The organism is Saccharicrinis carchari, from assembly GCF_900182605.1.
Lineage (GTDB): Bacteria > Bacteroidota > Bacteroidia > Bacteroidales > Marinilabiliaceae > Saccharicrinis > Saccharicrinis carchari.
The window spans coordinates 220,620-240,144 of record NZ_FXTB01000006.1 but is presented as its reverse complement, the minus strand read 5'-3'; the positions used below and the strand labels follow the sequence as shown (position 1 = coordinate 240,144).

Annotated in this window: 17 protein-coding genes and 4 tRNA genes; 18 read left to right on the top strand and 3 right to left on the bottom strand. The window is 41.4% G+C overall.

All coding sequences use genetic code 11. The annotated features are described in order from the left end of the window. The first annotated feature begins 3 nt into the window (after positions 1-3). Positions 4-909 (top strand): DUF4249 family protein, encoded by a 906-nt coding sequence (locus FN809_RS12610; protein ID WP_142533887.1) that lies wholly within the window; start codon positions 4-6, stop codon positions 907-909. 36 nt (positions 910-945) lie between these two features. On the opposite strand, the gene FN809_RS12605 is transcribed toward FN809_RS12610, so the two are convergent. From FN809_RS12605 to FN809_RS12595, 3 genes are all read right to left on the bottom strand, one after another. After that, entirely contained in the window at positions 946-1,656 is a 711-nt protein-coding gene (locus FN809_RS12605) for a carboxypeptidase-like regulatory domain-containing protein (protein WP_142533886.1), read from the bottom strand. Positions 1,657-1,777: 121 nt separating this feature from the next. Then, entirely contained in the window at positions 1,778-2,344 is a 567-nt protein-coding gene (locus tag FN809_RS12600; protein ID WP_142533885.1) for a nitroreductase family protein, read from the bottom strand. Between the two features lie 46 nt (positions 2,345-2,390). After that, positions 2,391-2,966, bottom strand: coding sequence for a superoxide dismutase (locus FN809_RS12595; protein WP_142533884.1), 576 nt, complete (start codon positions 2,964-2,966; stop codon positions 2,391-2,393). 255 nt (positions 2,967-3,221) lie between these two features. Between FN809_RS12595 and FN809_RS12590 the strand changes: the two genes are divergently transcribed. The 17 genes from FN809_RS12590 to rpoC all read left to right on the top strand — a co-directional run bounded on the left by FN809_RS12590 (position 3,222) and on the right by rpoC (position 19,449). Continuing rightward, on the top strand, positions 3,222-4,361 hold the full coding sequence (locus FN809_RS12590) for a glycerate kinase family protein (protein WP_142533883.1): 1,140 nt from the start codon (positions 3,222-3,224) through the stop codon (positions 4,359-4,361). 196 nt (positions 4,362-4,557) lie between these two features. Further along, the gene (gene rpsU, locus FN809_RS12585; RefSeq protein ID WP_142533882.1) at positions 4,558-4,749 is read left to right on the top strand and encodes a 30S ribosomal protein S21; all 192 of its coding nucleotides are present in this window, start codon (positions 4,558-4,560) and stop codon (positions 4,747-4,749) included. A 69-nt stretch (positions 4,750-4,818) separates the two neighbouring features. Further along, complete coding sequence (locus FN809_RS12580) at positions 4,819-5,703, top strand: tyrosine-type recombinase/integrase (protein ID WP_142533881.1); 885 nt, start codon at positions 4,819-4,821, stop codon at positions 5,701-5,703. A 17-nt stretch (positions 5,704-5,720) separates the two neighbouring features. After that, the gene (gene hpf, locus FN809_RS12575; protein ID WP_142533880.1) at positions 5,721-6,014 is read left to right on the top strand and encodes a ribosome hibernation-promoting factor, HPF/YfiA family; all 294 of its coding nucleotides are present in this window, start codon (positions 5,721-5,723) and stop codon (positions 6,012-6,014) included. Positions 6,015-6,335: 321 nt separating this feature from the next. Beyond that, a tRNA-Tyr gene (locus tag FN809_RS12570) sits at positions 6,336-6,418 on the top strand. An 85-nt stretch (positions 6,419-6,503) separates the two neighbouring features. Next, positions 6,504-6,576, top strand: a tRNA-Gly gene (locus tag FN809_RS12565). A gap of 6 nt (positions 6,577-6,582) precedes the next feature. Then, positions 6,583-6,657 (top strand) — tRNA-Thr (locus FN809_RS12560). 61 nt (positions 6,658-6,718) lie between these two features. Further along, a complete protein-coding gene (tuf, locus tag FN809_RS12555) occupies positions 6,719-7,906 on the top strand; it encodes an elongation factor Tu (protein WP_142533879.1) in 1,188 nt (395 codons plus the stop codon). A gap of 50 nt (positions 7,907-7,956) precedes the next feature. Then, positions 7,957-8,029 (top strand) — tRNA-Trp (locus FN809_RS12550). 131 nt (positions 8,030-8,160) lie between these two features. Beyond that, positions 8,161-8,355 carry a preprotein translocase subunit SecE gene (secE, locus tag FN809_RS12545; protein WP_142533878.1) on the top strand — a complete coding sequence of 65 codons (195 nt, stop codon included), beginning with the start codon at positions 8,161-8,163 and terminating at the stop codon, positions 8,353-8,355. A 13-nt stretch (positions 8,356-8,368) separates the two neighbouring features. Then, positions 8,369-8,917 (top strand): transcription termination/antitermination protein NusG, encoded by a 549-nt coding sequence (gene nusG / locus FN809_RS12540; RefSeq protein WP_142533877.1) that lies wholly within the window; start codon positions 8,369-8,371, stop codon positions 8,915-8,917. A gap of 114 nt (positions 8,918-9,031) precedes the next feature. Further along, positions 9,032-9,475, top strand: a complete 444-nt coding sequence (gene rplK / locus FN809_RS12535; RefSeq protein WP_142533876.1) for a 50S ribosomal protein L11 — start codon at positions 9,032-9,034, stop codon at positions 9,473-9,475. Between the two features lie 19 nt (positions 9,476-9,494). Beyond that, on the top strand, positions 9,495-10,190 hold the full coding sequence (gene rplA / locus FN809_RS12530; protein ID WP_142533875.1) for a 50S ribosomal protein L1: 696 nt from the start codon (positions 9,495-9,497) through the stop codon (positions 10,188-10,190). A gap of 29 nt (positions 10,191-10,219) precedes the next feature. Next, the gene (gene rplJ / locus FN809_RS12525) at positions 10,220-10,738 is read left to right on the top strand and encodes a 50S ribosomal protein L10 (protein ID WP_142533874.1); all 519 of its coding nucleotides are present in this window, start codon (positions 10,220-10,222) and stop codon (positions 10,736-10,738) included. Between the two features lie 37 nt (positions 10,739-10,775). Then, positions 10,776-11,153, top strand: a complete 378-nt coding sequence (gene rplL / locus FN809_RS12520) for a 50S ribosomal protein L7/L12 (protein ID WP_142533873.1) — start codon at positions 10,776-10,778, stop codon at positions 11,151-11,153. A 102-nt stretch (positions 11,154-11,255) separates the two neighbouring features. Continuing rightward, the gene (gene rpoB / locus FN809_RS12515) at positions 11,256-15,068 is read left to right on the top strand and encodes a DNA-directed RNA polymerase subunit beta (RefSeq protein WP_142533872.1); all 3,813 of its coding nucleotides are present in this window, start codon (positions 11,256-11,258) and stop codon (positions 15,066-15,068) included. A gap of 100 nt (positions 15,069-15,168) precedes the next feature. Next, positions 15,169-19,449 carry a DNA-directed RNA polymerase subunit beta' gene (gene rpoC, locus FN809_RS12510; protein ID WP_142533871.1) on the top strand — a complete coding sequence of 1,427 codons (4,281 nt, stop codon included), beginning with the start codon at positions 15,169-15,171 and terminating at the stop codon, positions 19,447-19,449. Positions 19,450-19,525: the final 76 nt, after the last annotated feature.

Below are 19,525 nucleotides of genomic sequence, written 5' to 3'. Positions count from 1 at the left end.
GCTATGGGCAAAATATTATCTAAGCTAAATATATGGATAATGGTGATGATAATATTGTTATCACTTGTATCGTGTACCGAGGAGATAGATAGGAAGTTTAAAACGGGAAAGCCGCAGCTGGTGGTGGATGGTTTTTTCACCGATCAACAGCAGGATCACTTTGTAAAACTGTCTTTGTCGTCGAGCTTTTTGAGTAACAAACCTAACCCACCGCTGTCTGGTGCCCAGCTTAGCCTCTCCGACGGATATTCCGAAATTATTTTGAACGAGCTGTCGGATCAAGTGGGAACGTATCGCATTCCCAAATCGTACCGGGGCATTTACGGAAGAACTTATACACTTAAAATAGCAGGGATAGATATCGACAGCAACGGGACGGATGAAAGTTACGTGGCCTCTAATACTTTGAATCCCGTTGTTAATATAGATTCAATAGCGCTGGTATGGAGCAGTGCGCGCGGGCAAAAACAATGGCAGGTGCTGCTATACAGCCGAGAGCCGGAGGAAACGACTGATTACTATGCTTTTGGTTTGTTCTTGAACGATAAGTGGATTACACCCAAATTATCGGATTTGGAGTATGCCGAAGATAAATTTTATAACGGAAATGATATTGTTGGTGCTTGGGTGCAAAGTGTGGTGGAAGAAGATACGGACGGGGAGGCTACAGAGCATATTTTAAAAGAGGGTGATTGGGTGAAGTTGGAGATGCAAAATATAAACAAGGATTATTTCGACTTTATTCTTGCCGTAGATGCCGAAACGGGAATAAAAGTACCGCTCTTTAGCGGACCACCGGCCAATGTGCCTACCAACATAAGCAATGGGGGTCGTGGTTTTTTTAGAGTATATTCCCTGGTACAGGATTCCGTTAAAGTATCCAAAGAAATTTTGGAACAGAGAGAGTAATATGCCTACAGCACATGTTTTAAACAATAATCTTTTTTAATTACCCTCAAGTTTGTTTTTAATACGTTGCTGGTAACTCATTAGCAATTGTTCCCATTCGTTTTGGGTAATATACGGGCGGGCTGGTTTCATTTTACGCAATTTGGCACGGTCAATTTGTTTAAGTATTGCGGTGTTACTCACCCCTACCATTTGGCTTGGTTGCACTTGCGTTTGATACGCAATGTCGTTTGAACGAGATTGTATAAAGTTTTTTTGGTTCATCTCGGCGTCCCAGGTAGTCACAGGTTGTGTTTTGGCCTGATAAGTGCTCATGGCTACATTGTTCTGGGCTACCACTTCGTCGGTTGTGCTTAGCATGGGCATATTACGTGCTACGGCATTGGGGTTGATAAATTGAGGAATAATAATTACTTCCGAAAGTTCAATGGTATCGCGGCTTAAAAAAACACCCATCAAATAGTTGCTGTTGGATAAGGTGTCGTTTAATTGAAGGTACAATGGTTTAAAACCCACATACGAAAAGTGCACCATATCGCCGGGTTTAGCCCAAAATGAAAACTGGCCGGCCTCATTGGCGGTGTAACCAAATTTATTATTTACTATATATTTGGCATAAGGCAGCGAAAAAAGGCTGTCGCCTTCTAAAATAACACCTCTGAACAACAGTGAGTCGCGATTTACTTGCGCGCTGGCAAAAGTGCAAAAAACGAGTAGTAATAGAGGCAGAATTCTTTTCGGTTTCATGGCAATTAATTTTAGGCATTGTTATCAGCAGCTGGCTATAATTTAACCTCGTATTAGTGATTTGGTTGACGGTATTACTGCGGGTGCGACTTCTAAAGGCACCCGCAGTGTGCATGTTTCATCACAATTTAACGATAACCTCTTCCAGGCTGCGTTTGGGCACATGATGCACATCGTTCATGTCGCGCCAATACTTATGATCATTATCTAACTCTTCAATTACAACCTTTTCTTTTGGTTTGCCTATAGCAATCACCTGTATGATTTTAAATTGCGACGGTATGTCCAATTCTCTTTGTAACTGCAGACGTTCTATAGATCCGATAATGCAACCACCCAGTCCTTTTTCTACAGCTCCCAGTAAAATACTTTGCGACGCTATACCGTTGTCGCTAAAAAAGTTGGATGAAATGGTGGTGTCATTCAACATCACGATATAAGCAGCAGGCCTTTCTCCCTCTACGGGGCCGGGCCAATTGTTTAAATATCCGGCCCACGAAAGATGTTTGAATATAATACGGTTTCTTTCGGGGGTATTGGATAAAAGATATTTAATGGGTTGGGCGTTTCGTGCCGAAGGCGACAAGCGAGCCATATCAATAAGTTCGGTAAGCGTTTCCTGGCTTACCTCTTGATCCTGGTAAAAGCGCCTGTAGCTTCGGTTTTTTAAAATCAGATCTTTAAGCATCTCAAAAGAATTAGTTTATGATGAATAATGTGATTAGCTGTTTGGTTTAAAATCTGGAACCTACGGTATCCCAATCAATCAATTTCCAAAAGTTGTTTATGTAATCCGGACGTTTGTTTTGGTAGTCTAAATAATAGGCATGTTCCCAAACATCGCAAGTTAAAATCGGTGTTAGTTCATCAGTCAACGGGGTACCTGCGTTGCTGGTTTGTACAATTTTAAGTTCGCCTTTTGCGTCTTTCACCAGCCATGCCCATCCCGATCCGAATTGGGTGGCGGCAGCTTTACCAAAAGCTTCTTTAAAAGCCGCAAAGCTACCAAATGTCTTGTCGATAGCTTTTCCTAAATCACCTGTTGGCTCACCGCCTCCGTTGGGCGAAAACGAAGTAAAATAAAAGGTGTGGTTCCAAACCTGTGCAGCATTGTTAAAAATTCCACCATCGGCTTTTTTGATGATGGATTCTAAATCAGCATTTTCAAATTCGGTTCCTACAATTAAGTTGTTTAGGTTGTTTACATACGCCTGATGGTGTTTCCCATAGTGAAATTCAATGGTTTTTTTGGTGATAATTGGTTCTAGCGCATCCTTTGCATAAGGTAATTCCGGTAATTCAAATTTCATGTTTGTTTGTTTTTAAATTGTCTGTTAATAAATTAGGTTGTTCGTTTAAAGATACAGCTTACGAACACCATTAACAAAATTAAAAAATACTGCTTGAATTCCTATTTATATTGAGACGAATTGATTGTATTATTTAATACAAGTGATAGTTTTATTTTTTAATGTATAAATTTACGGTATGGCTGATGGAAATGGGTAAATTAAAATCAAAATACTTTAGACGATAAATAAAACTTAACTGGCTAATAAAAGTACATGCAAAAAATACTTATCGCCCCCGATTCTTTTAAGGGCTGTCTCAGCTCATCTGAGGTGGCAATTGCTATCCAACAAGGTGTCCTTGAGGTATTTCCCCAATGCCAAACCGTTAAAATACCGGTGGCAGATGGTGGGGAAGGTACTTGTGATACCTTGGTGACCGCTTTAGGAGGAAAAAAAGTAGAGCTGACTGTCCATGATCCTCTTATGCGTCCAATAAGGGCCGTGTATGGAATTTTGAATGATGGCTATACGGCCGTCATTGAATTAGCAGCTGCCGCCGGACTTACCTTGCTGCATCCAAGTGAACTAAATCCGATGCAAACCAGTACCTACGGCGTGGGTGAAATGATTAAACATGCCTTGCTAAGGGGTTGTAGCAAGTTTTTAATTGGTATAGGCGGTAGTGCCACTAACGATGCCGGAATAGGAGTGCTGCGGGCATTGGGGTACGAATTTTTAAACCGTAGGGGAGAGGGCGTAAGTGAAGGAGGGCAATCCTTGGCTGCTATTACTGCTATAGACGATTCGAAAGCCATGCCCCAATTGAAAGATGCTTTTTTTTCAGTAGCTTGTGATGTGAACAATCCATTTAGCGGTTTTAATGGTGCTGCACATGTATATGCATCTCAAAAAGGTGCAAATATTAAAATGATTGAACAATTGGATGAAGGTATGGAGATTTTCAGGCAACTCCTTCTGCAGCAGAAACAAATAGACCTAAACAATATACCGGGTGCGGGTGCGGCAGGCGGAATGGGTGGTGCATTGGTGGCTTTTCTAAATGCGAATTTAAAGCCGGGCATACAGGTAGTATTGGAAGCTCTTAATTTTGATGCGCATTTAAATGGGGCCGATTTGGTTATCACCGGGGAGGGTAAGCTGGATTATCAAACCACTATGGGAAAAGCTCCATCCGGTATTCTTAAAATGGCCTTACAACGCAATGTACCCGTGATTGCCATTGGAGGCAGTATAGAAGATCCGGAGCACTTAAATAAAAGTGGATTTTTATCGGTTTATACTATCACACAAGGCCCGGTTACAATGGAAGAGGCTATGGATAAGGAGGGTGCACAAAAAAACATACGCAGTATCATAATCCAATTAATGCGTAGCTTTAAATATTTTTCCTAGCTTCCGATAAGTAGGATGTTAGAATTGTATTAGCTTAGAAAAATATTTTACAATTATTTGTTGCTATGGATTATCTTTAGTTTCTTTGTACCCGCAAATATTTAAGGTGAATGTGGTTTTAATCGCTGTAACCTATTTATTATTAGAAGTGTAGTAGCTATTTATATAGGCAAATAAAAAAAATAAAAAAAAGATTATGATTGTTATTCCAATTAAAGAGGGCGAAAACATCGAAAGAGCGTTGAAGAAATTTAAACGTAAGTTCGAAAAAACTGGAACTATGCGCGAATTGCGCTCACGTCAGGCTTTCGCAAAACCTTCTATTTTGAGAAGAGAAGAAATTAAAAAGGCAATTTACGTGCAAAAATTGCAACAGAACGAGGAATAGATAGGATTAACGGGTTATTTTTATTTTAATTTTAGTATATTCGTTTATACTAAAAGAAGCTAAACCCGGATGATTTCAATTCAGTCGTTTTTAAAATACCTGGAGTTCGAGAAACGCAGTTCAAACCATACGCTTATTGCCTATCGCTGCGATCTCGAACAATTTTTGTCCTTTTGTCAGCAAAAGAACATACATCAGTTGAGTGCCGTCACAAAAAAGGTGGTACGAACCTGGGTGGTGAAAATGGTCGAGGACGGCATGTCACCCAAAAGTGTGAATAGGAAGATTACTGCCCTAAAATCCTTTTTTAAATTCCTGATGCGTGAAGGTTTTATAGAGCAAAGTCCCGCAGAGGGAGTAGTCACTCCCAAAATACCCAAAAAACTCCCTGTTTTTGTGCGTAACAGCGAAATGGATCATTTGTTGGATGATATACCTTTTACAAATGATTACGAGGGTGTGCGCGATAAATTAATTTTGGAGCTGTTTTACGGTTCCGGAATGAGATTGTCTGAATTGGTGGGGCTCTCGGATCGGGATTTTGATTTACAAAACGGGATGGTGCGCGTAACCGGTAAATACAAAAAGGACAGGATAATCCCTATGTACAAACAATTGGTGCATTTGGTCGACCATTACATAAAAGTACGAAATAAGGAATTTGGAGTGAACAAAGACGCTTCATTTTTTCTTACAGGAAAGGGGGAGAAGATATATCATAAATTAGTGTATCGGGTGGTAAATAAATATTTGGCATTAGTAACCACCTTACACAAAAAAAGTCCACACGTACTTCGTCATTCTTTTGCCACTTCGTTGTTGAACGCCGGAGCCGATCTGAATGCCATCAAAGAACTTTTAGGACACGCTAATTTAAATGCAACCCAAGTATATACGCACAATAGTTTTGAGAAAATTACCGATATATATAATCAGGCCCATCCGCGGTCGTAACAAATGGAGGATTTAATATGAACGTAACAATTCAATCAGTAAAATTTGATGCTACCGATAAGTTAAAGGGATTTATCGAGCAAAAAGTGAATAAGTTGGATGTCTTTTTCGATCGCATTATCGATGCCGAAGTGATTTTAAAACTCGAAAAATCCGAAACATTAGAAAATAAGGTAGCGGAAATTAGTCTGGGCGTGCCCGGTTCCGATTTATTTGCTAAAAAGCAAACCAGAAGCTTTGAAGAGTCCATTGATTTGTGTTGCGAAGCGCTTCGGAAACAACTGATAAAGAAAAAAGAAAAAGTAAAATAGGATCCTGTATGCATGGTTAAAAGTTGCTTTTACATTATAGAAAAGGGCATGTAAGCCTTACGATGAGGCATAAGTCTATAATTAGTTGTAAAAGTAAAGCTTTGTAAATTAACGCAATATGCACGGGTGGCAATAAAATCATATTACATCAAAAAAAAACACACAATTTATTGTGGTCTTTTAAAAATAGTTTATACATTTGCACACCGTTTTAAGAATGGAATATTCAGAATGCCTGAACACAATATTAATAGGCTGATTGTTGAAAAGTAATCAGCCTATTGAATGACATAAAGTAGCCTTTTAACGGAAAGGACTAAAGGGAAGATACCAAAGTGGCCAACTGGGGCGGACTGTAACTCCGCTGACTTTCGTCTTCGTAGGTTCGAATCCTGCTCTTCCCACACGAACCGGAAAATAGTGAAAAAATCCGGGGTGTTGCAAAGTTTTTGATAATTAAATCATTATCTTTGTTGCCCCGAAACAAAAGCGGGAATAGCTCAGCTGATAGAGCATTAGCCTTCCAAGCTAAGGGTCGCGGGTTTGAATCCCGTTTCCCGCTCATCTCGCCGATGTAGCTCAGGGGTAGAGCGTTTCCTTGGTAAGGAAGAGGTCATGGGTTCAATTCCCATCATTGGCTCCATTCTGGTTCGGGATTAATAAAAATTATAAGTTAATATCTAATTGTCTAATTATTTCGAGTTATGGCTAAAGAACATTATGACAGGTCGAAGCCTCACGTGAACATCGGTACAATTGGTCACGTTGACCATGGTAAAACCACTTTAACAGCCGCAATTACAAAAGTGTTGGCGGATAAGGGTTTTAGTGAAGCAAAGAATTTTGATCAAATTGATAACGCTCCCGAAGAGAAAGAAAGGGGCATTACAATCAACAGTTCGCACGTTGAGTATGCAACTGCTAACCGTCACTATGCACACGTTGACTGTCCAGGTCACGCCGACTACGTGAAAAACATGGTTACGGGTGCTGCCCAAATGGACGGAGCTATTATTGTAGTAGCTTCTACAGATGGCCCTATGCCACAAACACGCGAACATATCCTGTTGGCTCGTCAGGTAAACGTACCACGTCTGGTAGTTTTCATGAACAAAGTGGACATGGTGGACGACGAAGAGCTGCTGGAGCTTGTTGAAATGGAAATCCGCGAATTATTGGATTTCTACAACTTCGACGGCGACAACACTCCCGTGATTCAAGGTTCGGCATTGGGTGCTTTGAACGGAGAAGAAAAATGGGTTGATAAAGTAATGGAGCTGATGGAAGCAGTAGATACATGGATCGAGCTTCCTGAGCGTGATGTAGATAAGCCATTCCTTATGCCTATCGAGGATGTGTTCTCAATCACAGGTCGTGGTACTGTTGCAACAGGTCGTATCGAAACAGGTACAATCCACACCGGTGACGAAATGCAAATTATTGGTCTGGGTGCCGAAGGCAAAAAGACCGTATGTACAGGTGTAGAGATGTTCCGTAAAATTCTTGACGACGGACAAGCTGGTGACAACGTAGGTCTATTATTACGTGGTATCGATAAGGACGAAGTAAAAAGAGGTATGGTTCTGGGTGCACCCGGAAAAATCACCCCTCATACAAAGTTCAAGGCCGAGGTGTATATCCTGAAGAAAGAAGAAGGTGGACGTCACACTCCATTTCACAATAAATACCGTCCACAGTTTTACCTGCGTACACTTGATGTAACAGGTGAGATTTCACTGCCGGAAGGAACAGAAATGGTAATGCCAGGTGATAACGTAACGATTACTGTTGAGCTTATCTACCCTGTTGCTATTGATAAAGGTTTGCGTTTTGCAATCCGCGAAGGTGGTAGAACAGTAGGTGCCGGACAGGTAACTGAAATTATTGAGTAATCAATATATAACAATTAAATGGAAGGCTAAGCCCTTCCATTTTTTTAAACACGGGATTAGCTCAGTTGGTAGAGCACTGGTCTCCAAAACCAGGTGTCAGGAGTTCGAGTCTCTTATCCCGTGCAGGCCGGATACAAAATCGTTAATTCGGTTGATATCCGGCAACTTCGTGAAAAAGATGCAAGTTCTTTTTACATCTTTTAAATATCAGGAAGGCACTAAACAGATGGCTATAAACATAAAAGAATAAATAAGTGAGCAAGATTGTTAATTACTTCAAAGACGTTCAAAACGAATTAGTAAATAAAACGTCATGGCCTACATGGGCCGAGCTGCAAAATAGTGCTCTGGTTGTAATGGTGGCGTCAGCAATTATTGCTGGTATTATATTTGGTATGGATTATACATTCGATAAAACCCTGGCTTGGATTTACAATCAGCTTTACTAAGAACTTTATACACATGGCTAACATAGAAAAAAAATGGTATGTATTAAGGGCCATTGGGGGTAAAGAAAAAAAAGTGAAAGAATACGTCGAAAACGAAATCGAACGTCTTAATTTACATGATTACATCGCCCAGGTGCTAATACCACAAGAAAAAGTATACCAGATCCGAAACGGAAAAAAAATCAGCAAAGAGCGTAATTTTTTTCCGGGTTATGTGATGATTGAAGCCGCATTAGTGGGTGAAATCCCGCACATACTAAAGAGCGTGCCAAATGTTATCGGCTTTTTGGGCGATAGAGACAACAGCGCCGTACCCTTGCGCACCAGCGAGGTAAACAGGATACTGGGTAAGGTGGATGAATTGGCAGATACAGAGAATGAGGAGTTGAATGTTCCATATTTTGTAGGCGAAACGGTAAAAGTAATCGATGGTCCGTTTAATGGCTTCAACGGTGTTATAGAAGAAGTAAACGAAGAAAAGAAAAAACTACAGGTAATGGTTAAAATCTTCGGCAGAAAAACACCACTTGAATTAAGTTTCCTACAGGTAGAAAAAGAATAATAATCCCCTTTAACTTGTACGTTTAAGCTTCCATAAAAGATACCTTCTTTTATCACTGCAAGAATTAAAGTTTGGGATGCATTATATATATATTAATTTAATAAGAATTGCTACATGGCTAAACAAGTTGAAACTTTTATCAAATTACAGATAAAAGGTGGAGCGGCAAACCCTTCACCACCGGTAGGGCCTGCATTAGGTGCTAAAGGTGTGAATATAATGGAGTTTTGTAAGCAATTCAACGCCAGAACTCAGGAGAAAGCAGGTAAAGTTTTACCCGTTGTTATTTCGGTGTATACCGACAAGTCCTTTGACTTTGTTATTAAAACACCACCGGCAGCAGTACAACTTTTAGAGGCTTGCAAGCTTAAAAGCGGATCCGCTGAGCCAAACCGTAAGAAGGTGGGCACGGTAACGTGGGATCAAGTAAAAGCGATAGCTGAGGACAAAATGGCTGATTTGAATTGTTTTACAGTAGACTCCGGTATGAAGATGGTGGCCGGAACTGCCAGAAGTATGGGTATCGCCGTGGATGGTGAATTCCCTGGTGATAACTAATTAATACCATTTTGGAGATATGACAAAACTAACAAAGAATAGAAAGTTAGCGTTAGATAAAATCGAAGCCGGAAAGCAATATTCGCTTGAGGAAGCAGCCAAATTGGTGAAGGAAATTACCAATACTAAATTTGATGCTTCGGTAGATATTGACGTAAGGCTGGGTGTCGATCCAAGAAAAGCGAACCAAATGGTGAGAGGTATTTGTACCCTTCCCCATGGTACGGGTAAAGAAGTGCGTGTGCTTGTTTTGTGTACTCCTGATAAGGAAGAAGAGGCAAAAAGTGCAGGCGCCGATTTCGTTGGATTGGATGAATACGTGGAAAAGATCAAAGGAGGCTGGACAGATGTGGATGTAATTATCACCATGCCTAGTGTAATGGCCAAAGTGGGTCAACTAGGACGTGTTTTAGGCCCTCGTGGTTTAATGCCTAACCCTAAGAGTGGTACAGTTACCATGGAAGTGGGTAAAGCCGTTACAGATGTAAAAGCCGGTAAAATTGACTTTAAAGTTGATAAGTTCGGTATTATACATGCTTCTATCGGTAAGGTGTCTTTTGATCAGAACAAAATTGTTGAGAATGCAAGAGAGTTTATTGAGGTAATCAATAAGCTGAAGCCTTCAGCAGCAAAGGGTACTTACATTAAAAGCATTAGTCTTTCAAGTACGATGAGTCCGGGTATTAGAGTTGATGCCAAATTGGTTGAGGCCTAAATGTTTAACTAACAGAAAAGAAAGGAATCATGAAAAAGGAAGATAAGAGCTTACTTGTAAAGGAACTCACTCAAACTATCGCCGAGTACAACCATTTTTATGTGGTAGATGCAGGTGGTATGAACTCGGGAAAAACGAGTGCCTTGCGTAGACTCTGTTTTAACAAGGAAGTGAAAATGATGGTGGTTAAAAACACCTTGTTTGTAAAAGCACTTGAGGAGTTAGATGGAGACTATGCCGAATTGTACGATGCGTTAAAAGGTTCTTCGGCAATATTCTTTTCAAACACAGGGAATGTTCCTGCTAAATTAATCAAAGAATTTAGCAAGGCAAACAAAAAGCCTGTTTTAAAAGGAGCTTTCGTTGAAGAGTCGATTTATTTAGGACCCGAGTACCTGGAGACCTTGGTTAACATCAAGTCTAAAGAGGAACTGGTGGGCGATATCATCGCATTGCTGCAATCACCAGCAAAAAATGTTATTTCGGCACTGCAATCAGGCGGAAGTACCATACATGGTGTATTAAAAACACTATCAGAAAAAGAGTAAATAAAAAGAATAAAACAATTTTTTAATAAATAAAAAGATGGCAGATTTAAAGAAGCTAGCAGAGGAATTGGTTAACCTAACAGTAAAAGACGTTAACGAACTTGCAGAGATCCTTAAAGAAGAATATGGTATTGAGCCTGCTGCTGCAGCTGTAGCTGTTGCCGGCCCTGCAGCTGGTGGCGATGCCGCCGCAGCTGAAGAGCAAACAGAATTCGACGTAATCCTTAAATCACCAGGTGGATCCAAACTGGCTATCGTAAAGTTGGTTAAAGAGATGACAGGCGTTGGTTTGAAAGAAGCTAAAGAATTAGTGGACAAATCACCTGCACCAATTAAGGAAAAAGTATCTAAAGAAGAAGCGGAAGCATTAAAAAGTCAATTAACAGAGGCTGGAGCAGAAGTTGAACTTAAGTAATTACTACCTTGTTATAAGGGACGGTGTAGGGACTTATCTTTGATAAGTTCCTATACCTATTTATACGTTTATGTTATAAGTTCAATTAATTTTTGTTGATAGATGACTCCAAATACCACAAGCGAAAGAATTAACTTTGCTTCTATTAAAAATCAACTTCAATACCCCGATTTTTTAGAAGTTCAATTGAAATCGTTCCGTGAGTTCTTTCAACAGGGTACCACACCCGAAGAAAGAAAAGTAGAAAGTTTATTTCAAGTATTTGAAGATAATTTTCCCATCACGGACACAAGAAACAATTTTGTACTAGAGTTTCTTGATTTCGGTATTGATCCCCCCAGATACTCTATTCAGGAGTGTATTGAAAGGGGACTCACCTTTAGTGTACCCTTAAAGGCCAAACTAAAGCTGTACTGTACCGATCCCGAACACGAAGATTTTGATACTGTTGTACAAGATGTATATCTTGGAACCGTACCATATATGACCGATAAAGGTAGTTTTATCATCAATGGAGCCGAGCGGGTTGTGGTTTCGCAGTTGCACCGTTCACCGGGAGTTTTCTTTGGTCAAAGCATCCATGCCAATGGTACAAAACTGTATTCGGCACGCATCATACCTTTTAAGGGGTCATGGATCGAATTCGCCACGGATATCAACAGTGTGATGTACGCGTACATCGACAGAAAGAAAAAATTGCCGGTAACAACATTGCTACGTGCAATTGGTTACGAGAGCGATAAACAAATTTTAGAAATATTTGACCTTGCCGATGAAGTAAAAGTAACCAAGGCAGGGTTGAAAAAAGTATTGGGTCGTAAACTGGCGGCACGCGTACTTAAAACATGGATCGAGGATTTCGTGGACGAAGATACCGGTGAGGTAGTATCTATCGAACGTAACGAAGTGATTATCGACCGTGAAACAGTTATTGAGCCGGAGCATATCGAGGAGGTGGTTGACTCTGGTGCCAAAACAATCTTGCTACATAAAGAAAATCAGAACCTGTCTGATTACGCAATAATATACAACACGCTTCAAAAGGACCCTTGTAATTCCGAAAAAGAAGCCGTGCTGCACATATATCGTCAATTACGCAACGCGGAGCCGCCAGATGAGGCTACCGCCCGCGATGTAATTGATAAGTTGTTCTTTTCTGATAAGCGCTACGACCTGGGTGAGGTAGGACGCTACAGACTGAACAAAAAATTGGGTCTGGATACAGCTACGGATACAAAAGTACTGACCAAACCCGATATTATACAGATCATTAAATACCTGATTGAGCTTATCAACTCCAAAACAGAGGTAGATGATATCGACCACCTTAGCAACCGAAGGGTGCGTACGGTGGGCGAGCAACTGGGTAACCAGTTTGGTGTAGGATTGGCACGTATGGCACGTACTATCCGCGAAAGAATGAATGTAAGAGACAATGAAGTATTTACACCTATTGATCTAATCAATAGTAAAACTTTATCGTCAGTTATCAATAGTTTCTTTGGCACAAATGCTTTATCGCAGTTTATGGATCAGACCAATCCGTTGGCCGAGATTACCCATAAACGGAGAATGTCTGCATTAGGACCTGGAGGACTTTCACGTGAGAGAGCTGGTTTTGAGGTGCGCGATGTGCATTACACGCATTATGGTCGCTTGTGTCCGATTGAAACACCGGAAGGGCCAAACATCGGTTTGATATCTTCGTTGTGCGTTTTCGCCAAAATCAACGATTTAGGTTTCATCGAAACACCGTATCGTAAGGTAACGGAAGGAAAAGTTGATCTGACCGGAGAAGGAGTGGCTTATTTAAGTGCAGAGGAAGAAGAGGAGTTGGTGATAGCACAAGCCAATGCACCATTGGATGAAGAAGGGAAATTTGTAAACAACCGCATTAAATCGCGACTGGAAGCAGATTACCCCGTGAGCACGCCGGACGAAATTGACATGATGGACGTGGCACCTAACCAAATAGCTTCGGTAGCTGCATCGCTTATTCCATTTTTGGAGCATGATGATGCCAACCGTGCACTGATGGGATCGAACATGATGCGCCAGGCCGTACCTTTGTTACGACCTGAGGCACCTATCGTGGGAACCGGATTAGAGGGTAAATTGATTAGCGATTCCAGAACCAACATTGTTGCCGAAAAAGATGGTGTGGTTGAGTTCTGTGATGCAGAGGAGATTGTTATCCGTTATGATTTAACTGAGGAAGAGAAATTTGTAAGTTTCGATTCTGAAACGAAACGTTACCGGATACCTAAATTTCAGAAAACAAACCAGAATACCTGCATCGACCTTAAGCCAATGGTAGTAACAGGCCAGCGAGTTAAGGAAGGTCAAATTCTTACAGAGGGATACTCTACCGAAAACGGAGAACTTGCACTCGGACGAAACCTGAAGGTGGCCTTTATGCCCTGGAAAGGATATAACTTTGAGGATGCGATTGTTATTTCCGAAAGCGTGGTACGCGAGGATGTATTTACATCGGTGCATATAGACGAGTATTCGTTAGAAGTACGTGATACCAAAAGGGGACTGGAAGAATTAACAGCCGATATTCCCAACGTGAGCGAAGAGGCTACCAAGGATCTGGATGAAAACGGGTTGATAAGGGTAGGTGCCCATGTTGAACCCGGTGACATTTTAATTGGTAAAATAACGCCGAAAGGCGAAAGCGACCCAACGCCCGAGGAAAAATTATTGCGGGCTATATTTGGTGAAAAAGCAGGCGACGTGAAAGACGCCTCATTAAAGGCATCGCCATCGTTAAAAGGGGTTGTTATCGATAAAAAATTATTCTCGCGGATAATAAAAGATCGTAAAGCACGATCGTCTGACAAACCCTTAATCGCTAAAATTGACGAGGAGTTTGATCGTTCGGTAGCAGATTTAAGGACAAGATTGGTAGATAAACTTTTTGCGATTACCAATGGTAAAACATCGCAAGGCGTTCAGGATTATTTTAGTGTAGACGTAATTGCCAAAGGCACTAAGTTTACACAAAAAATATTGAACGAGTTGGATTATCATAATATAAACCCGAGAGGCTGGACTACCGATAAAGAAAAGAATGAGGTAATACAAAATATTATCCATAATTATCTGTTGAAATTTCAGGAGTACGAGGCCAAAGAAAAACGTCAAAAATATAACTTGACGATAGGTGACGAACTACCTGCCGGTATTGTTCAGTTAGCAAAAGTGTATATTGCTAAAAAACGTAAGATAACGGTGGGCGATAAAATGGCCGGTCGACACGGTAACAAGGGTATCGTATCCCGTATTGTACGTGTAGAGGATATGCCATTTTTAGAAGATGGTACGCCTGTGGATATTGTATTGAACCCGTTGGGGGTGCCATCGCGGATGAACCTCGGACAGATTTATGAAACGGTGTTGGGCTGGGCCGGAAAACAATTGGGGGTTAAATTTGCTACACCCATATTTGATGGAGCCACCTTTGAGGATATGGATGAGTGGACTAAAAAAGCCAAGGTTCCTGAGCACGGTAAAACTTATCTTTACGATGGTGGTACCGGCGATAGGTTCCACCAGCCGGCCACAGTAGGAGTTATATATATGCTCAAACTGGGGCACATGGTTGAGGACAAGATGCACGCCCGTTCAATAGGTCCGTACTCATTAATTACGCAACAACCATTGGGTGGTAAAGCCCAGTTTGGAGGTCAGCGTTTTGGAGAGATGGAAGTTTGGGCACTGGAAGCTTTTGGTGCTGCCAACATCCTGCAGGAGATATTAACCGTTAAATCGGATGATGTAATGGGAAGAGCCAAGGCCTACGAGGCCATTGTTAAAGGCGACCCCATGCCACAACCGGGCATCCCCGAATCACTTAACGTGTTGTTACATGAGCTTAGAGGTCTTGGTTTAAGTGTAAATCTGGACTAAGCCATCTTTAAAGCCTTAGTTAAAGCTTTATATCATCGCACGGTGCATGGCACGGTGCGATGATTGCCTTATTTGTTTTTAATTTAATAGACGTCGACATATGGCATTCAGAAGAGATCAGAAAGTAAAGAGTAATTTTACAAAAATCTCTATCGGGTTAGCATCACCGGAAGAAATCTTGGAGAGATCGAGTGGAGAGGTGTTAAAGCCCGAGACCATCAACTACAGAACCTATAAACCGGAACGTGACGGATTATTCTGCGAAAGAATTTTCGGTCCCGTAAAGGATTATGAGTGTCACTGTGGTAAATATAAAAGAATAAGATACCGTGGAATCGTTTGCGATAGATGCGGTGTGGAGGTAACAGAAAAGAAAGTACGACGTGAACGAATGGGACATATTTCCTTAGTGGTTCCCGTAGCGCATATATGGTACTTTAAATCCCTTCCGAATAAAATCGGATACTTATTGGGATTACCCACAAAAAAAATGGATTCCATTATTTATTACGAACGCTATGTGGTTATTCAGGCGGGTATTAAAGAAGAGGATGGAATTCAATACATGGATTTCCTGACGGAAGAGGAATATTTGGATATTCTGGATACGCTACCGAAAGAAAACCAATACCTGGAAGACGATGATCCGAACAAATTCATCGCCAAGATGGGAGCAGATGCGCTGCACATGATACTCTCGCGCATCGATTTAGATGAACTGTCGTATGACCTCAGACATAAAGCCAATACAGAAACATCACAACAGCGTAAAAATGAGGCTTTAAAACGACTGCAAGTTGTTGAGTCTTTCCGCGAGTCTGTAGGACGCAACCGTCCGGAATGGATGATAGTGAAAGTGGTGCCGGTAATACCACCAGAACTACGACCACTGGTACCTTTGGATGGTGGCAGGTTTGCTACATCCGACCTTAACGACCTTTATCGTAGGGTCATCATTCGAAATAACCGCTTAAAGCGATTGATTGAAATTAAGGCTCCTGAGGTTATTCTGCGTAACGAAAAACGTATGTTGCAGGAGTCGGTAGATTCGCTTTTTGATAACTCTCGTAAAGCCAATGCCGTAAAAACGGATGCTAATCGACCATTGAAATCATTGAGTGATAGCTTAAAAGGAAAGCAAGGCCGTTTCCGTCAAAACTTATTGGGTAAAAGGGTTGATTATTCTGCCCGTTCGGTAATTGTTGTTGGCCCGGAACTTAAAATGCACGAGTGTGGTATTCCTAAGGGAATGGCTGCCGAGCTCTACAAACCTTTCGTTATCCGTAAGCTTATTGAACGTGGTATCGTTAAAACGGTAAAATCTGCTAAAAAAATAGTTGACAGAAAAGATCCGGTAGTTTGGGATATTCTGGAAAGCATAATGAAAGGGCACCCCGTATTGCTTAACCGTGCCCCTACCTTGCACCGTTTGGGTATTCAGGCCTTTCAGCCAAAACTAATTGAAGGAAAAGCAATACAACTGCACCCACTGGCTTGTTCGGCATTTAACGCCGATTTCGACGGTGACCAAATGGCGGTTCACTTGCCATTGGGCAACGCAGCAATTCTGGAAGCACAGATGCTAATGTTGGGTTCGCAGAATATACTTAACCCGGCCAACGGAGCTCCCGTTACGGTACCTTCGCAGGATATGGTTCTGGGTCTGTACTACATGACCAAAGAACGAAAGGGAGCCAAAGGTGAAGGCTTGACTTTTTACGATATAGAAGAAGTACGCATTGCCTATAATGAGGGACAGGTAGATTTACATGCGCTGGTAAAGGTAAAAGGTTACGACTTAAACGATGAGGGTGTACCCGAGTTAAAACTCATAGAATCGACAGTGGGCCGTATCTTATTTAATGAATTTGCCCCACGAGAGTCAGGTTTTATTAATGAGGTACTCACCAAAAAAGCACTACGCGATACCATTGGTAGAGTTCAGAAAATTTGTGGTACTCCGCGTACGGCAGAATTTTTGGACGATATTAAGAATCTGGGATATAAAATGGCCTTTGAGGGTGGATTATCATTTAACCTGGGCGACGTTATTATTCCCGAGGAAAAAGATACCATGGTTAAAGAAGGGTACGACGAGGTAGAAGAGGTATTGAACAACTATAACATGGGTTTCATTACCAACAACGAACGTTACAATCAGATTATTGATATTTGGACGCACGTAAATGCCAAGCTTACCAACACTTTAATGACACAGTTGAGCTCAGATCAACAGGGCTTTAACTCCGTTTATATGATGCTTGACTCAGGTGCCAGGGGTTCCAAGGAGCAGATACGTCAGTTGTCTGGTATGAGGGGACTGATGGCAAAACCACAAAAGTCAGGTGCTACAGGCGGACAAATTATTGAAAACCCCATTCTTTCTAACTTTAAAGAAGGACTGTCGGTACTTGAATATTTTATTTCTACACACGGTGCCCGTAAAGGTTTGGCAGATACGGCCTTAAAAACAGCCGATGCGGGTTACTTAACACGTCGTTTGGTTGATGTATCGCAGGATGTGATTATTACAGAGGAAGATTGTGGAACCTTGAGAGGACTTTCGGCTTCTGATATCAAAAACAACGAAGATATTGTAGCCACCATATACGAGCGTGTATTAGGACGTGTTTCGGTTCATGATGTATACCATCCTACAACAGGTGAGCTTATTGTTAATTCAGGAGACGAGATTGACGAGGTAAAAGCTAAAATTTTGAACGACTCACCTCTGGAAACGGTTGAAATACGTTCGGTACTTACTTGTGAGAGTAAAGTTGGGGTTTGTGCCAAATGTTACGGTCGTAATCTGGCCACAGGTAACTTTGTTCATATTGGCGAAGCGGTGGGTGTTATTGCAGCCCAAAGTATTGGGGAGCCGGGTACACAGCTTACCCTGCGTACTTTCCACGTAGGGGGTACAGCGGGTAATATTTCTACCGAGAGTAACCTGTATGCCAAATATGACGGTGTTGCCGAATTTGAGGAATTGCGTACCGTGCCAGCCAAGAATGAAGAGGATAAAGACATAGATATTGTAATAGGACGTTTGGCCGAATTACGTATCATCGATAAAAATACCGGTATAGCTCTGGTTAGTCATCCGATTTCGTACGGTTCGAAATTGTATATCAAAAACGGAAGTAAAGTTAAAGCGGGTGAGCTGATTAGTGAATGGGATCCTTATAATGCGGTTATTATTTCGGAGAAAGCAGGTAAGGTAAGCTTCGACAATATGATTGAAGGCGTAACCTATAAGGAAGTTTCCGATGAACAAACCGGATTTAAAGAAAAGGTTATTATAGAAACAAGGGATAAAACAAAGAATCCCGCATTGCGTATTGTGGATGGAGCGGATGAAACCCTTAAATTGTTTAACCTACCGGTAGGTGCACACGTTTCTGTTGAAGATGGACATAAGGTAAAATTAGGCGAAATTGTTGCTAAGATACCTAGAGCTGTAGGTAAAGCGGGTGATATTACAGGTGGTCTTCCTCGTGTAACTGAGTTATTCGAAGCGCGTAATCCTTCCAATCCGGCAGTAGTTTCGGAGATTGATGGTGAAGTAACCTTTGGTAAGATAAAACGAGGTAACCGCGAAATTATCGTAACCTCTAAAAACGGCCAGGTAAAAAAATATCTGGTTCCGCTTTCCAAACAAATCCTGGTACAGGAAAACGATTATGTACGTGCCGGTATCCCCTTGTCAGATGGGGCTATCACACCGTCCGATATTCTTCATATTATGGGTCCTACAGCGGTTCAGGAGTATATCGTAAACGAAGTACAGGACGTATACCGATTACAGGGTGTTAGAATCAACGACAAGCATTTTGAGATAATTGTTCGTCAGATGATGCGTAAAGTTATTATTGACGATCAGGGTGATACCAAGTTCCTGGAGAAACAAATTGCAGATAAACTGGACTTTATGCACGAGAACGACCATATCTATGATAAAAAAGTTGTGGTGGATGCAGGGGACTCGTCAAATCTTAAACCGGGTCAGATTGTTACCTCGCGTAGGTTGAGGGACGAAAACTCACAGTTGAAACGTAAGGACCTTAAACTGGTTGAATCAAGGGATGCTATCCCGGCAACATCGAGCCAGATTCTTCAGGGAATTACCCGGGCAGCGCTTCAAACCAAGAGCTTTATGTCGGCCGCATCGTTCCAGGAAACAACCAAAGTACTTAACGAGGCTGCCATATCCGGCAAGGTAGATAACCTGGAAGGCTTGAAGGAGAATGTAATTTGTGGACACCTGATACCTGCGGGTACGGGACAAAGAGCCCTTAAAAATATTATTGTGGGTTCGCAGAAGGATTACGATAAGTTAACCGAGAAAAAAGAAGTGGAAGAAGAGCAGGAGCAAGATTAATTGTTCTTACATATAAAAAAAGGGAAGTATGCAGATGCTTCCCTTTTTTGTTTTAAATTGTATTTTTTTATAAAAA

Bases quoted from the DNA above. Each gene is read 5' to 3' on its own strand.
- FN809_RS12595 (WP_142533884.1), bottom strand. From the start codon at position 2,966: ATGAAATTTGAATTACCGGAATTACCTTATGCAAAGGATGCGCTAGAA.
- rplK (WP_142533876.1), top strand. From the start codon at position 9,032: ATGGCTAAACAAGTTGAAACTTTTATCAAATTACAGATAAAAGGTGGA.
- rpoC (WP_142533871.1), top strand. From the start codon at position 15,169: ATGGCATTCAGAAGAGATCAGAAAGTAAAGAGTAATTTTACAAAAATC.
- tuf (WP_142533879.1), top strand. From the start codon at position 6,719: ATGGCTAAAGAACATTATGACAGGTCGAAGCCTCACGTGAACATCGGT.
- rpoB (WP_142533872.1), top strand. From the start codon at position 11,256: ATGACTCCAAATACCACAAGCGAAAGAATTAACTTTGCTTCTATTAAA.
- hpf (WP_142533880.1), top strand. From the start codon at position 5,721: ATGAACGTAACAATTCAATCAGTAAAATTTGATGCTACCGATAAGTTA.
- rplL (WP_142533873.1), top strand. From the start codon at position 10,776: ATGGCAGATTTAAAGAAGCTAGCAGAGGAATTGGTTAACCTAACAGTA.
- FN809_RS12590 (WP_142533883.1), top strand. From the start codon at position 3,222: ATGCAAAAAATACTTATCGCCCCCGATTCTTTTAAGGGCTGTCTCAGC.
- FN809_RS12580 (WP_142533881.1), top strand. From the start codon at position 4,819: ATGATTTCAATTCAGTCGTTTTTAAAATACCTGGAGTTCGAGAAACGC.
- FN809_RS12600 (WP_142533885.1), bottom strand. From the start codon at position 2,344: ATGCTTAAAGATCTGATTTTAAAAAACCGAAGCTACAGGCGCTTTTAC.
- rpsU (WP_142533882.1), top strand. From the start codon at position 4,558: ATGATTGTTATTCCAATTAAAGAGGGCGAAAACATCGAAAGAGCGTTG.
- rplA (WP_142533875.1), top strand. From the start codon at position 9,495: ATGACAAAACTAACAAAGAATAGAAAGTTAGCGTTAGATAAAATCGAA.
- rplJ (WP_142533874.1), top strand. From the start codon at position 10,220: ATGAAAAAGGAAGATAAGAGCTTACTTGTAAAGGAACTCACTCAAACT.
- nusG (WP_142533877.1), top strand. From the start codon at position 8,369: ATGGCTAACATAGAAAAAAAATGGTATGTATTAAGGGCCATTGGGGGT.
- FN809_RS12610 (WP_142533887.1), top strand. From the start codon at position 4: ATGGGCAAAATATTATCTAAGCTAAATATATGGATAATGGTGATGATA.
- FN809_RS12605 (WP_142533886.1), bottom strand. From the start codon at position 1,656: ATGAAACCGAAAAGAATTCTGCCTCTATTACTACTCGTTTTTTGCACT.